Below are 14,119 nucleotides of genomic sequence, written 5' to 3' on the forward strand. Positions count from 1 at the left end.
GACCGATGAACCATGATCCCGATCAGCGCCTGGTCGAGGCGGTGCGGGCCGGTGACGAGGTGGCCGTCGCGCGGGCGCTGGCCGACGGGGCGGACCCGGATGCCTCAGTGAGCCGGTTCCAGGGTTCGGTGCTCATCGAGGCGGCCCGCAGCGGCCGGTCGGGAGTCGTCGGCCTGCTGGTGGATGCCGGCGCCCGCATCGGACCCGTCGGTCACTTCAACGTGTCGCCGCTGCGCGTCGCGGTGCTCGAGGCGCGCACGGACGTGGTGCGGTACCTCGTCGCCCGCGGGGCGCTTCCGGCGGAGCCCACGACGAGGACGAGTGTGCTGACCGAGGCCGTGTCCTACGCGATGCATCGTCCTCGGCCGGCGGCTCTTGCGACGCTGCAGGTGCTGCTGGACGCGGGGGCGACGCCGCGCCCGAGCGAGGAGGCGCCGCTGATCACCGCGGTCATGCAACCGGTCGCACCGGCGGTCCTGCGACTTCTCCTGGCGAAGGGCGCCGACGTCAACCAGCGGCGCAGTGACGGCTCGCCGGCGATCGTCGTAGCTGCCCGGCGAGGAGATCACGCCGCGGTGGACGTGCTGCTGCAGGGCGGCGCCGACGCGGATGCCCGCGACCGGCACGGGCGGACCGCGTTGATGCACGCGGTCGAACGCAACGAACAACGGGTGATCGCCGTCCTGCTGCTGGCCGGCGCCGCCGTCGACGCGGTCGGCGCGGACGGCATGACCGCCCTGGAGCTGGCCCGCGGCTGGCAGCGCCAGAATGTCCAGTTCATGCTGGGCGAGCACCGCGCCGGGCGGGACGACGTGCCGATCACTCGCACCGTCGTCTCGATCGTCCCGACCGGTGTCCGGTTCAAGGGTGATCCGCCGATGCTGCACCTGCTGGCGAGCGTCATCGACATCGCGCTGGACGACCTCGGCGACGACGAGTGGGCGGCTCGGACGGGCGGGAACGCTGATACGGCCCGGGCCGTTGCCGTGCGGCTGCGCCACGAGGCCGTCCCGGCGTCGAACGCTTCGTGGTTTCAGCTGGAGGTCACCGCGGACGAGTTCGCTGCCGCACGCTCGGCGTTGGTCGAGCTCGCCTACGGCACCACACGCGTCCTGCCCGCCGGTACCAGCAGGCTGGAGATCGTCGACGTGCTCGAGGAACTCGACCGGCAGCTCGGTCCTTAGCCCCGGCAGCGTCACGGCGCGGCCAGGGCCTGCGTGGGGGACAGGCGGGCGGCCCGGATCGCCGGGTAGAGGCCGGCCGCGGCGCCGATGACGATCGTCGCGGCCAGGGCGCCCGCGGTGGCCCACGGCGGTACCACCGTCGGCCAGGACCTCGAGGCGGCGTACACGGCGGTGGCGGCCACGCCGAGCAGGACGCCGCCGAGGCCGCCCAGCGCCGACAGCAGCAGCGACTCCGCCAGGAACTGCAGGCGGACCTGGCCGCGGGTGGCGCCCAGCGCGCGGCGCAGGCCGATCTCGCCGCGGCGTTCGAGGACGGAGATGACCATCGTGTTGGCCGCGCCGACGCCGCCGACGAGCAGCGCCACCGCGCCCAGGCCGAGCAGCAGCGCGTTGAGGGTCGCGGCGGCGGCCCGGCGCGCCAGCAGGGCGTCGGACGGCTTGGAGACGGCGACGTCGCCGGGGGCCTGCGGGTTGGCGGTGGCGGCCAGCACGGCCCGGACCGCCTCGACCTGGCTGTCGCGCGTGCGGGTGTACACCGTGGTCGCACGGCCGTCGAACCGCAGCCGCTCGGTGGCGGCGTCCCAGCCAACGAGGACGGCCGAGTCCAGCTCCGGGGCAAGGGGACCGGGGCGAGGACGCGGATCACGGTGAAGCGGGCGTCGCCGACGAGGAGCTCGGTCTGCGGGCTCGGGCGGCCGATGCCGAGCCGCTCGGCGGCCGCCGCGCCGAGGACCGCGGCGGGATAGCGGGCGGTGGCGCCGTTGAGCCACGTGCCGGCCCGCACGGTGGCGCCGACGGTCGCCGGCAGGCTCAGCCGGGCGGCCATGACCGTCAGGCCGTTGGTCTCCCCCTTCGCTGTGGTACACCCGGACGCCATGCACCTCGCCGGTCGCCGCAACCGCGGTGACCGGGCCGATGCGGGCGATCATCGCCTCGGCCGGGGCGGGCAGGGGAGCGGGCCGGCCCTCGATGGTCCGGGCGGGCGCGACGGTCAGCAGGTTGGTGCCGAGCGCGGCGAGCTGCCGGTCGAGCTGCTCGCGGGACGAGGACGAGATGCCGACGACGGCGACCATCGCGGCGATGCCGAGCGCGGACAGCAGCGCCCGGGCGGGGCGGGTGCGCGGGCTGGCGGCGCCGACCCGGACGACGTCGCCGGGGGCCAGGCGGGCCGGGACGAGAGCGGACCGCGCCGGTGCGGGAGTGGTCACGGCGCCACCAACCGGCCGTCGCGCATGCAGATCTGGCGCCGCAGGCCGGCGGCGAGCTCGCGGCGTCGGGCAGCCGGATCTGCACCTGGGCGTTCTTGCGGGCCGGCCGCTGCTTGGACACCTCGAGCAGGGTCGTCACCCGCCGGGCGGTGCCGGTGTAGTGCAGCACGTCCTCGCCGCCGCCGGTGGACAGGTTGAGGCCCGGCGGCCACCGAGTCGATGCGGATCTGGCCCGGCGCGAACAGCACCCGCGGCCAGCGCCGCTTCGTCGCCGATGCCGCCCACGACCTGCGCACCCCGCTGGCGATCGTGCGGACCGGCCTGGAGGTCCAGCTGGCCACGCCCGAAGCCACGCTCGACCAGTGGCGTTGCATGGCCGGCCGGGCACTGACCGCGACCGCCCGCGCCGAACGGATGCCCGACGGGCTGCTCGCGCTGGCCCGCAGCGACAGCGGCGCGATCGCCGCCGCCCCGCACGACCTGGCCCTGGCCGCGGCCGCCGCGCTGGGCGAGGCCGACGAGGAGGCCGAACGGGCCGGGCCCACCGTGACGAGCGACCTGCGCCCCGCCCCGGTCACCGGCGACCCGGCGCTGCTGGACCGGTTGGTGTCGGTCTGGAGGATGACGCGGCGAGGGTCCTCCTGGCGAGGTACGGGAAATCATCGTTGCGGCGGGCGTGCCGGCGTGGCGGTGCCGCCTAGCCTTCGCGGATGGCGATGAGCGCGTTGGGTCAGGTCGTGCGGGCCGGTGTCGGGCGCAGGCGCGGGCCGGCGGTGGCGATGGGGCTGACGACGATGCTGGCCGTGACCGCGTCCGTGCTCGGGGTCGGGCTCCTCGTCGCGTCGCCGGCGTCGTTCGACGCTGCCTTCCAGGACCGCCACGGCGCGCAGCTCACGGCGCGGTTCGACGCGGGGCGCGTCGGCGAGGAGCAGGTGCGGGCCACGGCACGGGTCGCGGGCGTGGTCGAGGCGGCCGGGCCGTACCGGATGCTGTCTTTGCGACCGCGGGCGGGCGCGAACGGCGAGGGGATTGCCGAGGGGGATGAACTGGCGCCGATGACGATCGTCGGGCGGGCCGATGCCGGCGGGGCGGTCGACCGTCTGCAGATCACCGATGGGCGGTGGGCGACCGGCCCCGGCGAGGTGGTGCTGGACGCGGACAACGCGCCGTTCGGGGTCGGCGGCCGGCTGCGGTTTCCGGACCTGCCGGGGGCGCCGACGCTGAGCGTCGTCGGGATGGCCCGGTCGGTGGGGCGCAGCTCGAACGCGTGGGTGTCGCCGGCCGAGCTGCGGGAGCTCACGGCGCCCGGGGCGCGGCCGGACTACCAGATGCTGTACCGGTTCGCCGCCGCGGCGACGCAGCGGCAGGTGGCCGCCGACCGGGAGGCGATCGCGGCAGCGGTGCCCGCCGGGGCCATGACCGGCGTGTCGTCGTATCTGACGCTGCGGCTCCAGGCGGACCGGACGCCGGCGACGTTCGCGCCGTTCGTGGTGGCGTTCGGGCTGCTGGGGCTCGGCATGTCGGTGCTCGTCATCGCCGTCGTCGTCAGCGGAGCGGTGGGCGCGGCGACCCGCCGCATCGGGGTGCTCAAGGCGATCGGGTTCACGCCGGGGCAGATCGTGTGGGCGTACACCGGGCAGGCGCTCATCCCGGCGACGGCCGGCACGGCGGCCGGGGTCGTGTGCGGCGACCTGCTGGCCGTTGCCGTGCTGGGCGACGCCGGGGCCGTGCGGGGAGCCGGGCCCGCGGTGGTCCCGCCGTGGGTCGACGTCGCGGTTGCCGGCCTCGCCCTGGCCCTCGTCGCCGGTACCGCATTGGTGCCCGCCCTGCGCGCCGGCCGGCTGCGCACCGTCGAGGCCCTGGTCGTCGGGCGCACCCCGCGGGCCGGGCGCGGGCGGCGGGTCCGGCAGGTGCTGGGCCGGCTGCCGTTGCCGCGCGCGGTCACGCTCGGGCTGGCGAGCCCCTTCAGCCGGCCGGCGCGGGCGTCGACGATCGCGGCGGCCGTGGCGCTCGGCACCGTCGGGGTGACGCTGGGGGTGGGGCTGGCGGTCTCGCTCGGCGCGATCCAGCGCGACGCCGACCGGCGCTCGCCGGGGGCGATCGTCGTGCAGGTGTCCGGGCCGCCGGCGCCGCCCGTACCGGGTGAGCAGGGCCGGCCGATCCAGCCCGCCGGCGCCGAGCAGGTCGCGGCGATGATCCAGGCGCAGCCGGGCACCGGCCGGTACTTCAGCACCGGCGAGACCGAGCTCAGCGTGAGCGGGCTGGCCGGGCCGACGAGGGTGATCGCGTACCGCGGGGCATCGTCCTGGGGCGCGTACCGGATGCTGGCGGGCCGGTGGTTCCAGGGCCCCGGGGAGGCGGTCGTCCCGTCCGGGTTCCTCAGCGCGACCGGGACCCACCTCGGGGACACGATCACCCTGACGAACGGCGGCCGCTCGGCCTCCGTCCGGCTCGTCGGCGAGGCCCTCGCCATGCGGCCGGTCATCCTGACCGACGCCGGGTCGCTGGCGGGGCTGGACGCGTACGTGCTGCCGCAGTCGGTCGAGTTCGACATCGACCTGGCGCCGGGCGTCGACCGGCGCGCGTACATGGCGGCGCTCGACGACACCCTGCGCCCCTACGGCATCGTCTCCCAGCCCAACCACGCCCACGTGAGCGGCGTGCTGGTGGCCATGGACGCGCTGGCCGCCACGCTCACGCTGCTCCTGGTCGCGGTGGCGGGCGCCGGCGTGCTCAACGTGGTCGTGCTCGACATCCGCGAGCGCGCCCGCGACATCGGCATCCTCAAGTCGCTGGGCCTGGCGCCCCGGCAGGCCGTCGCGATGGTCCTCACCTCGGTGGCGGTGAACGGGCTGGCCGCGGGCGCGCTCGGCGTGCCGGTCGGCGTCGCGCTGCACCACCTCGTCGTGCCGGCGATGGGCGAGGCGGCCGGCACCACGATTCCGAGGGCCGACATCGAGGTGTACCACCCGCCGGTGCTCGTGCCGCTGCTGCTGGGCGGGCTGCTGATCGCCGTCGGCGGCGCGCTGGTCCCGGCCGGCTGGTCGGCCCGGTCCGGCACGGCCGCGGCGCTGCGCTCCGAGTAGCGCCGGCGCCTCGTGCGCCTCAGATGGACAACAGGCGATCGAGCAGGCGGTGGTACTGCAGCACGGAGTCGCGCATGTCCGCGATGCCGTCGGACGCCCGCGCGCTGCCGCGTGCGACCTGCTCCTCGCGGCTGTGCACGTTTTCGGCGAGGGCCTTCACCGCATCGTCCACCAGCTGCCGAGCCTCGGTGACGCTGCCCGGCGGGTCCTGGACGAACCGGCTCTCCACCCTGTGCCAGCGCCGCCAGAAGTCGTCGGTCTGCGTGGTGTCCCAGATCCCCGGCTGCTGCGTGGCGGGGTACTGCGGCTGCGGGGCAGCGGCCGCCCGTGGCTGGTGGATTGCCTGCTGCGCGTCGGTGTCGTCCGTCCTGTAGACGTCGCCGCCGGCCGGTGCCGCATAGACCGGGCCGCCTGCAGCATCGACCTCCGTGGGTGGTGGTGGCTCCTGAGGGGGTGGTGGTGCCGCGCTGGCCGCCGCGGGATCGATCGAGCTGCCGTCTTGCATTGCGGTTCCGCCCGTCCCGCCGGCGCCGCGGACCCGCCGCCCGCGCCGCCGCGACGAACCGCGGAATCGGCCGAACGTCGCAGCCGCGACACCGGCGACGATCAGCAATAGCAGGACGATGGCGAGCAGGGCTTCAGTCGATGACATGGCGAAATCCCTTCAAACGCAACCAGCTCAGACGCTAGCTCGCCCCGGCTCCGGCCGGCCTCACCTCCTCGATCCATCACCAACAGGCATGACGTGAGGGCGAATGGCGGTCGCCTCACTCCCGTCGGGCGGCGCGATGGCGCGGGTGCCGTGGATGACGAACCCCGACGCGCGCAGGGCGGGAACGGCCAGGACGGCGAGGGCCGCACCGAGCGCCGCGACGGCGACCATGGCGCCCCGCAGGCCGGTCCCGTCGGCCCAGAAGCCGACGTAGACCGGTCCGAGGAGGAAGCCGAGGTACGCAACGGTCGAGATGATCGCGGTCGAGCGCCCGCGGTAGGCCTCCGGCACGTTGCGGGCACCGACGCTCAGCAGCGTCGGGAACAGCCCGCCCGTGCCGGCGGCGGCCAGAACGATGCCGAGCGCGGCCACCGGCAGGCTCTGCGCGATCGAGACCACCACGGCGCCGGCCGCCGCGACCGTGGCGCCGAGCACCAGGATGTGGGCGGCGAAGCGGGGCGGGACGGCGCTCAGGCTCAGCCGGGCGACGGCGACCACCGCGGCGAACACGGCGGGCGCAAGGGCGCTGCGGCCGGGCCCGGAGCCGAGCTCCTGCTCGAAGAAGACCGCCTGCCAGCTCTGGTGGGCGTTCTCGCTGGCGAACGCCAGGGTGCCGAGGGCGCCGACGATGAGCAACGGTGCGACCAGGCGGCGGTCGAGGGGGGCCACGGCCGGCCTCGCCGCGGGCGCGCGGTCGCTGGAACGGGCGGCCCGTGTTCCGGCGAGGACCGCCGCGGCGATGACGGCATCGAGCACGGCGGCGGCCGCGAACGGTATGACGGTGGGCGCACCGGCTTGCGCGGCGATGCCCGTCCCGAGGCTTCCGGCGACGACGAGGGCCGAGAAGGCGCCGGCCGCCCGGGTGAGCACGGGCCTGCCGGTCGCCTGTTCCGCGTCGCCGGCCATCGAGTTCATCGCCACGTCGGTCGCGCCGCTGGATGCGCCCAGCAGTGTCAGTGCGGCGCACAGCGTGAGCAGGCCGTGCGCGGTCACCGCCACACCGACCCCGCACACACCGAGCGCGGTCAGCATGAGCGCCGTCGTCCGCCGGCCCCATCGGTCCACCGCGGGCCCGGTGAGCAGCATCGCCGGCAGGGCGCCGCCGCCGATGAACAGCAGCGCGACACCGAACTGGGCGTCGTCGACGCCGGCCTGCTCGCGGATGCGCGGGATCGAGGCGCCCCAGACACCCCAGAACGCGCCGAACGCCGCGAAGACCAGATAGCTGGGCAGCGTTCTGGATCGGAAGGGATAGAGGAAGGCCGACATGTTGTGTAACGATACACAGCTATGATGCGCTGGTGTCAAGGAAGTCCAGGCGCGCGACCATGGCCGAGGTCGCCGCTCGAGCCGGCGTCAGCCCGATGACGGTCTCGTACACCTACAACGAGCCCTCACGGGTCGCCGACGAGACCCGGGCGCGCGTCCTGCTCGCCGCCATAGAGCTCGGCTACGCCGGTCCTGACCCCGCCGCGCGCTCGCTGCGCCGCGGCTCGACCCGCACCCTCGGCGTGGTACTCGGCGAACGCCTCACCTACGCCTTCGACGACCCCCAGGCGGTACAGTTCCTCGCCGGCATCGCCGAGGTGTCCGCCGAGCACGGCTTCGGCATGACCATCCTGCCGACCAGCGGCTCCGACGCCGACGTGCAACGGGTCCGCGACGCCGCGGTCGATGCGTTCGTGCTCTGGACGACCAGCGACGACGATCCGGTCCTCGACGCGGTCGCGGCCACCCGGCGGCCGGCCGCCATCCAGGGCGGCCCCGCGCGGCCGGGCTTCACGATGATCGGCGCGGACGACCGCGCCGCCGCCCGCGCCATCGGCGCACATGCCTTCAACGCCGCGCGGCGTCCTGCGGTGGTGAGCTTCCCGCTGGGCCGGGACCGAACGGCGGCCGTCGTTCACGGCCCCGACCCGGCCTCCGCGTCGTTCCCGGTGACCCGTCACCGCCTCGAAGGATTCCGCGACGCGGCGACCGACGCCGGCATCGCCTGGCAGAGCGTCCCGGTCGCCGTGTGCGCCACGAACGACGCCGACCTCGCGCAGGCGGCCGCCGCCGGCCTCATCCGGGACGGGCACGACGCCATCGCCGCGATGAGCGACCAGCAGGCGCTCGGCGTCCTGCGCGCCGCCGAGCGGGCCGGCATCGCGGTCCCCGACCGGCTCGCCGTCACCGGCTGGGACGACTCCGAAACCGCCCGGCAGCGGGACCTGACCTCGGCCGCCCAGTCGCTGCGCGAGCAGGGACGGGCCTGTGCCGCCAAGGTGCTGACCGGATCACACCCGGGCGGCGGCTCCAGCGCCTGGTCCATCACGGTCCGCGGCTCCACCCGCAGGTGAACGACCGTCGCCGACGGTCAGGCCGCCGGGTCCCGGCGGGCGAGCACGAGTGCGGCGAGGGCCGTGCAGACGGCAATGACCGCCAGCTGTACGGCGACGCCGGTGCCGAGGGCGGGCACGTGCTCGGCGCCGGCGCGCTCGAGCAGGCCCGGCCAGCTCTGCCAGTAGTGGACCGGCAGCACCACCGCGACGGCGTGCAGGAAGCCGTGCGTGGCCGCCTGGCCGTTGAGGATGCTGGCCACGACGACGAAGGCGATCGCGGCGGCGACGGCCTCGGCGCCGCGGGGCAGCAGGATGGCGAGGGTGAAGGCGATCGCCGCGATGCTGAGCATGCACAGCGTCAGGTACGCCGTCGCGGCCAGGACGCGGGTGAGCGCCGCGGTGGTGGACAGGTCGGGGGCGCCGATGACGTGGAACGGGTGCCAGCCGAAGACGGCCAGGCCGACGAGGACGCCCGCGAGGAGGTCGCAGAGGACGGCCGCGGCGGTGACGGTCAGCACCGCGGCGAGCTTGCCGGCCAGCAGGCGGCCGCGGGTGACGGGGGCGACGTAGAGGTACCGCAGCACGCCCCAGTCCCGGTCGGAGGACGCGACGGCGCTCGCGAGCAGCGCGACCACGACCGGCAGCAGCAGCGGGCCGGTGAACTGCAGGCTCGCCATCGCATGGTTGAGGGCCGAGTACGTGGAGGCGCCGAACAGGCCGTCCTGGTTGTGGTGGCGGGTGCCGGCCGAGGACGCGGTGGCGAGGCCGGCGGCGATCGGCACGGCGGCCACGCCGCCCAGCGCGATCAGCGTGCGCAGCCGCAGGATCTGGGTGGTCAGCTCAACGCGCAGCATCCGGGTCTCCGTTCTCGGTCAGCGACAGGAAGGCGTCCTCGAGGGACCGGCCGGCGCCGAGGAGGTCGGCGAGGGGGCTCGCGGCCACGAGCCGGCCGCGGTCGATGACGACGGCGTGGGTGGCGGCCTGCTGTACCTCCGCGAGCTGATGGCTGGAGAGCAGCACCGTCGCGCCCCGCTCGGCCAGGCCGGTGAGGTGGCCGCGCAGCGCCCGGACCTCGGCGGGGTCCAGGCCGTTGGCCGGTTCGTCGAGGACGAGCACGTCGGGGGCGCGCATCAGGGCCTGGGCGAGCATGAGGCGCTGCTGCATGCCCATCGAGTACTTGCGGACCTTCCGGTCCAGGGCGGTGCCGAGGCCGGCCAGGGACAGGGCGTCGTCGAGCGCCGGTGGCGGCCAGGCGCGGCGGGTCGCCGACCACAGCAGGCGGAGGTTGGCCAGGCCGCTCAGGTGCGGCACGAACGCCGGGCCGTCGATCAGGACGCCGACGCGGCGCAGGACCGCGGCGCCGAGGCTGATCGGCTCGCCGAGGATGCTGACCCGGCCCTCGTCCGGTGTGGACAGTCCAACCAGGACACGCATCGTGGAGGTCTTGCCGGCGCCGTTCGGGCCGAGCAGCGCGCAGACCTGGCCGGGCTCGATGGTGAAGCTGAGCCGGTCGACGGCAGTGTGCCGGCCGTAGCGCTTGGACAGCGAGTCGACGAGGATCATCGGGAGCCTCCGTTCGGGCGGGCCGCCAGCGCGGCGGCGGTGAGCGCCGCCGCGGCCAGGCCGGCGCCGGCGGTGAGGGTCACGAGGACCGGCACGGTGGTGACCGGGCCGCCGGTGACGGCCGTCCACAGTGGATCGCGGAACGCGGTGGTGAGCAGGAGGCCGAGGGTGCCGGCGATGACGATCCGCTCGGCGCGGGTGATGGGCGGGCGGGTGATGAACCCGGCCACGGCGTTGCTGACCACGCAGAACGCGTAGTTCGACGTCGCCGACACGGTGAATGCCCACCCGATGAGCAGCGGGTCGGTCCAGCCCTCGCCGACCGCCTGCGCGCCGACCATGGCGGCGGCGGCCAGGAGGCTCAGCGTCACGAAGACGGCGCTGGTATGGGCGCGGATCCAGGCGAGGCCGGCGGGCGGCACCAGGCGGCCGGCGACGTACTCGAGGCCGTCGCCGGTGGTCGCGTGTGGCGACCGGTGCCGCCACAGCCGGACACCGGCCGTCAGGGTCAGCAGCGACTGTACGGCGAGCCCGCCCACCAGCACCGCCGTCCAGCGGTTCCAGGCCTCGGCGTGCGCCCGGACGGCGACGGCGGCCCACTCGGCCGCCACGGTGAGGCCGACCAGGGCCGTCAGCGCGGCGGCGGCCCGATCGGCGGCGCCGGGTGCCCGCCACAGGGCGATGGCCGCCGCGAGCATGGGGACGGCGAACAGGGCGAAGGACACGAGCACGTCGTACGGGTCGTCCTGCCAGGGGCTCACGGCGCGGATCGACTTGTCGTGGGTGGCCAGCACGGTCAGCGCCTCGAAGAGCACCGCCGACCCGAGCGCCGCCACGATCGCGGGTCTCATGCCGCCCAATAGTACGCGCCTCGTAGTACGAGGCAAGTAGTACGAGGCAAGTAGTACGAGGCGGGTAGTATTCTTCGGGAAGGATGGGAGGCCGATGTACAGCACCGATGCCCAGATGGTCGTGCTCACCGTGCTCGCCGACGGGCCCCGCCACGGGTACGCCATCAACACCGCGATCGAGGCGCTCACCGGCCGCAAGCTCGGTCCCGGCAGCCTCTACGGCGCGCTCACCCGGCTCGAGGCGCGCGGGCTGATCGAGCCCGTCGCCGACGACGGCGACGGGCAGGAGCGGCAGCGCACGATGCGGATCACCGACGCCGGCCGGTCCTCGCTGCGCGCGGAGCTCGAGCAGCTCTCGCGCGTCACGCGGGCCGGGCTGCGGGCGCTCGGCGTGGAGCCGGCATGAGCGCGCCCGGGGTGATCGTCGCGCTGTACCCGCCCGCCGTTCGCGAGCGGTGGGGTGCCGAGATCGGCCGCGAGGTCGCCGAGGCCGGGCCCCGCTCGTGGGCCGACGCCGTCGCCGGGGCGCTGCGGCTCTGGCTGCACCCGAGCGACTGGCCGGAGAGCGCCGCCGGGCAGACCCGGCGGGTCCTCGCCGTCGCCCTGGCCGGGGTCACCGCCGCCGCCATGCTGGTGCTGCGGGCCGCCGAGCCCGGGCCGCGGCCGCTGTGGCTGCCGGCGCTCGCCGCCGGGGTGCTCGTCGCGGCCCCGCTGCCGCCGCCGCGGTGGCGCGCGCTGCGCTCGCTGCTCGCCGACGCGGTGCGCATCATGGCCGCCCCGGCCGCCGCCGTCGCCGGGATGTTCGCGCTCGCCTGGGGCGGCGTCGGGGGCGGCCCGGCGCCGTTCGCGTACTACTGGGCGACCCTCGCCTTCGTCGCGATCCGGGGGTGCGCCCTGGTCGCCCGCGTGCTGCGCACGTGCGTCGCGCCGACGACGCGGCGGCTGCGCGCGGCCCTGCTGCTCGTCGGGGCCGGCCTGGCCGTCGCGGCGGTCCAGGCGGCCACCGCCGGCACCCTCGCCGCGACCGCCGCGTTCGCCCTGCTGGCCGCCGTGACGCTGCAGGCCGGCCGCAACCTGCACCGGCCCGCCGCCTGAGGCCGCGCTACTGCGGCGGCTTGGTGGCGTCGCCGGGCCCGGCGCTGCGCGGGGGCAGCCGCGGCCCGTTCGGCGGCTCGACCGACCGGCATTCCGGGAGCGCCCGCAGGTACGCCTCATTGCTCTCCAGCGGCAGCAGCGCGGCCGGCGGGTCGATCGTCCCGTCCGCGTCCGGATCCGGCCAGCCGGGCACCCCGTGCTCGCGGATGCAGGCGGACCACGTGCGCGCCTGCGCGATCTCGGCGGCGCTCAGCGGCCGCCGGGACGGGCCGGCGCCGCCGCCCTTGGCGGTCCTGAACAGTGCCGCGCAGGCGGGCGCGGGCGGCACGTCGGGCGCCGAGTCGGGGAACACCCAGTCGCCGTTCCCGTTCTGGACCGGATCGGGCCAGTCCGGATGCCCGTTGTCGCGCATGCACTGGGCCGCGGCGGCCAGCGCCTGCCGCTGGCTCTGCGGACCGCCGGTCGTCGCGGCCGGCGCCCCGCCGCCGCTGCCGTCGCACCCGGCCAGGCCGACAAGTGCGATGACCACCAGGGCAAACCTGCGCAGTTTCATACCTGGATGGTCGGCGACGGCCCGCCGGCGGGGCTTCCCCAATAAGAGGCGGCCGGTTCAGTACGGCAGGCGGATGCGCAGCGCCGCCCCGCCGATGGCCGCCTCGCCGGCGGTGAGGGTGCCGCCGTGGCCGTTGACGATGTCGCGGGCGATGGCCAGGCCCAAGCCCGTGCCGCCACCGTCGCGGGAGCGGGCGTCGTCGAGGCGGACGAAGCGGTCGAAGACCCGCTCGCGGTCGGCGGCCGGGATGCCGGGGCCGTCGTCGCTCACGATGAGCTCGGCGTGGGCGTCGTTGCCGTACAGCTCGATGCTCACCCGGGCGGCGGCGTGCCGGGCGGCGTTGTCGAGCAGGTTGCGCAGCGCGCGCTGCAGGTGCTGCGCGTCGCCCTGCACGCGGGTCGGCGCCGCGCGGGTCTCGAGGCGCAGATGCGGGTACTCGGCGGCGGTCCGGTCGCGCTCGGCGTACACGAGGTCGTCGAGGTCGACGTCGTCGCGGCGCAGCCGCAGCCCGGACTCGTCGGCGCGGGCCAGCAGCAGCAGGTCGGCGATGAGCGCGGCCATGCGCCCGCTCTCGCGGTGCATGCGCTGCACGTGGGCGAACGCGTGCGGGGGCAGTTCGGTGCGCTCGAGGATGTCCAGGCCCGCATGGATGGTGGCGAGGGGGCTGCGCAGCTCGTGGCTGGCGTCGGCGACGAAGCGCCGCTGGGCGGCGGTGGCGTCCTCGATCCGGTCCAGCATGGTGTTCATCGTGGCGGCCAGCGCGGCGATCTCGTCGGCCGTCTCCGGCACGGGCAGCCGCGTGTGCAGGTTCTCGGCGGTGATGGTGTCGGCCTGGCGGCGCATCGCCTCCACCGGCAGCAGGGTGCGCCCGACGAACAGGAACGTGGCCACGCCGACGACGACGGTGAGCACCGGCATGCCCACGGCCAGCGCCCCGATGGTCGCCTCGGTGCCGTCGTTCACCTCGTCCAGCGACTGTCCGACGAGGACGGTGCGCAGGCCGTCCGCGGTCGCGACGCCGGTGGCGACGACCTGGAACGTCTCGTCGTGGTCGGCGGCCAGCCGCCGGCGCTCCCGCTCGGTCTCCCCGGCCGCGGGCCGCAACGGCGACATCGGCCCGGCGCCGCCGATCAGCGCCGACGCGGCGATCACCCGGCCGCGCTCGTCGACGACCTGCACGATGGTGCGGTCGTGCGGCGACGGGCGCAGCGCCGCGGTGAGCCCCGCCCCGCCCGCGCCGAGCGCGTCGGCGACCTGCGCGGCCCGCTGCGACGTGGACTGGTCGACGTTCTGGTCGAGGATGATGCGGGCGGCCACGACCAGCGCGATGCCGCTGAGGACGGACGCGATCGCCACGACGGCCGCGGCGGCCAGCGCGGAGCGCATCCGCACCCCGAGCCGCTCGCGCAGCCGGCGCCCGATCACGCGGGCACGACGGCGGGCCGCACGTCGGCGAGTGCCTGCCCGGTGAAGTCGTCCACGTTTGCATGCTCGCCGCGGCGGCCTGAAGGAACGCTGAACCGCCTCCCGGCGTTGCCGCGCC

13 protein-coding genes and 1 pseudogene are annotated in these 14,119 nt (G+C 75.8%); 6 read left to right on the forward strand and 8 right to left on the reverse strand.

Features of this window, described 5'->3' with window-relative positions; genetic code table 11:
• The first annotated feature begins 5 nt into the window (after positions 1-5).
• Entirely contained in the window at positions 6-1,184 is a 1,179-nt protein-coding gene (locus tag ACQEVU_RS17985; RefSeq protein WP_433324865.1) for an ankyrin repeat domain-containing protein, read from the forward strand.
• 11 nt (positions 1,185-1,195) lie between these two features.
• On the opposite strand, the pseudogene ACQEVU_RS17990 reads toward ACQEVU_RS17985, so the two are convergent.
• Positions 1,196-2,392 (reverse strand): annotated as a pseudogene (locus ACQEVU_RS17990) (ABC transporter permease).
• Positions 2,393-2,611: 219 nt separating this feature from the next.
• Here ACQEVU_RS17990 and ACQEVU_RS17995 point away from each other — a divergent pair.
• The gene (locus tag ACQEVU_RS17995; protein ID WP_433324867.1) at positions 2,612-3,112 is read left to right on the forward strand and encodes a histidine kinase dimerization/phospho-acceptor domain-containing protein; all 501 of its coding nucleotides are present in this window, start codon (positions 2,612-2,614) and stop codon (positions 3,110-3,112) included.
• Entirely contained in the window at positions 3,103-5,478 is a 2,376-nt protein-coding gene (locus ACQEVU_RS18000) for an FtsX-like permease family protein (protein WP_433324869.1), read from the forward strand. The genes ACQEVU_RS17995 and ACQEVU_RS18000 overlap by 10 nt, the downstream gene beginning before the upstream one ends.
• Before the next feature lie 19 nt (positions 5,479-5,497).
• Here ACQEVU_RS18000 and ACQEVU_RS18005 read toward each other — a convergent pair whose 3' ends face one another.
• Positions 5,498-6,130, reverse strand: coding sequence for a hypothetical protein (locus ACQEVU_RS18005; RefSeq protein WP_433324871.1), 633 nt, complete (start codon positions 6,128-6,130; stop codon positions 5,498-5,500).
• Between the two features lie 60 nt (positions 6,131-6,190).
• On the reverse strand, positions 6,191-7,459 hold the full coding sequence (locus ACQEVU_RS18010; RefSeq protein ID WP_433324873.1) for an MFS transporter: 1,269 nt from the start codon (positions 7,457-7,459) through the stop codon (positions 6,191-6,193).
• Between the two features lie 32 nt (positions 7,460-7,491).
• Between ACQEVU_RS18010 and ACQEVU_RS18015 the strand changes: the two genes are divergently transcribed.
• Positions 7,492-8,532, forward strand: a complete 1,041-nt coding sequence (locus ACQEVU_RS18015) for a LacI family DNA-binding transcriptional regulator (RefSeq protein WP_433324875.1) — start codon at positions 7,492-7,494, stop codon at positions 8,530-8,532.
• A 17-nt stretch (positions 8,533-8,549) separates the two neighbouring features.
• On the opposite strand, the gene ACQEVU_RS18020 is transcribed toward ACQEVU_RS18015, so the two are convergent.
• The 3 genes from ACQEVU_RS18020 to ACQEVU_RS18030 are packed head-to-tail and all read right to left on the reverse strand — an operon-like array spanning position 8,550 to position 10,928.
• Positions 8,550-9,368: an ABC transporter permease gene (locus tag ACQEVU_RS18020; RefSeq protein WP_433324877.1), complete on the reverse strand. Its 819-nt coding sequence runs from the start codon at positions 9,366-9,368 to the stop codon at positions 8,550-8,552.
• A complete protein-coding gene (locus tag ACQEVU_RS18025; protein WP_433324879.1) occupies positions 9,355-10,077 on the reverse strand; it encodes an ABC transporter ATP-binding protein in 723 nt (240 codons plus the stop codon). Before ACQEVU_RS18025 ends, ACQEVU_RS18020 begins: the two co-directional genes overlap by 14 nt.
• Positions 10,074-10,928 (reverse strand): hypothetical protein, encoded by an 855-nt coding sequence (locus tag ACQEVU_RS18030; protein WP_433324881.1) that lies wholly within the window; start codon positions 10,926-10,928, stop codon positions 10,074-10,076. The genes ACQEVU_RS18025 and ACQEVU_RS18030 overlap by 4 nt, the downstream gene beginning before the upstream one ends.
• Before the next feature lie 94 nt (positions 10,929-11,022).
• On the opposite strand from ACQEVU_RS18030, the gene ACQEVU_RS18035 reads away from it, so the two are divergent.
• Positions 11,023-11,334 (forward strand): PadR family transcriptional regulator, encoded by a 312-nt coding sequence (locus ACQEVU_RS18035; protein ID WP_433324883.1) that lies wholly within the window; start codon positions 11,023-11,025, stop codon positions 11,332-11,334.
• Positions 11,331-12,023 (forward strand): hypothetical protein, encoded by a 693-nt coding sequence (locus ACQEVU_RS18040; RefSeq protein ID WP_433324885.1) that lies wholly within the window; start codon positions 11,331-11,333, stop codon positions 12,021-12,023. The genes ACQEVU_RS18035 and ACQEVU_RS18040 overlap by 4 nt, the downstream gene beginning before the upstream one ends.
• 7 nt (positions 12,024-12,030) lie before the next feature.
• On the opposite strand, the gene ACQEVU_RS18045 is transcribed toward ACQEVU_RS18040, so the two are convergent.
• Positions 12,031-12,576, reverse strand: a complete 546-nt coding sequence (locus ACQEVU_RS18045; protein ID WP_433324887.1) for a hypothetical protein — start codon at positions 12,574-12,576, stop codon at positions 12,031-12,033.
• Positions 12,577-12,633: 57 nt separating this feature from the next.
• Positions 12,634-14,001, reverse strand: coding sequence for a sensor histidine kinase (locus tag ACQEVU_RS18050; RefSeq protein ID WP_433324889.1), 1,368 nt, complete (start codon positions 13,999-14,001; stop codon positions 12,634-12,636).
• Positions 14,002-14,119: the final 118 nt, after the last annotated feature.

Source organism: Dactylosporangium sp. CA-139066 (assembly GCF_050936175.1).
In the GTDB taxonomy this organism is placed as follows: Bacteria; Actinomycetota; Actinomycetes; order Mycobacteriales; family Micromonosporaceae; genus Dactylosporangium.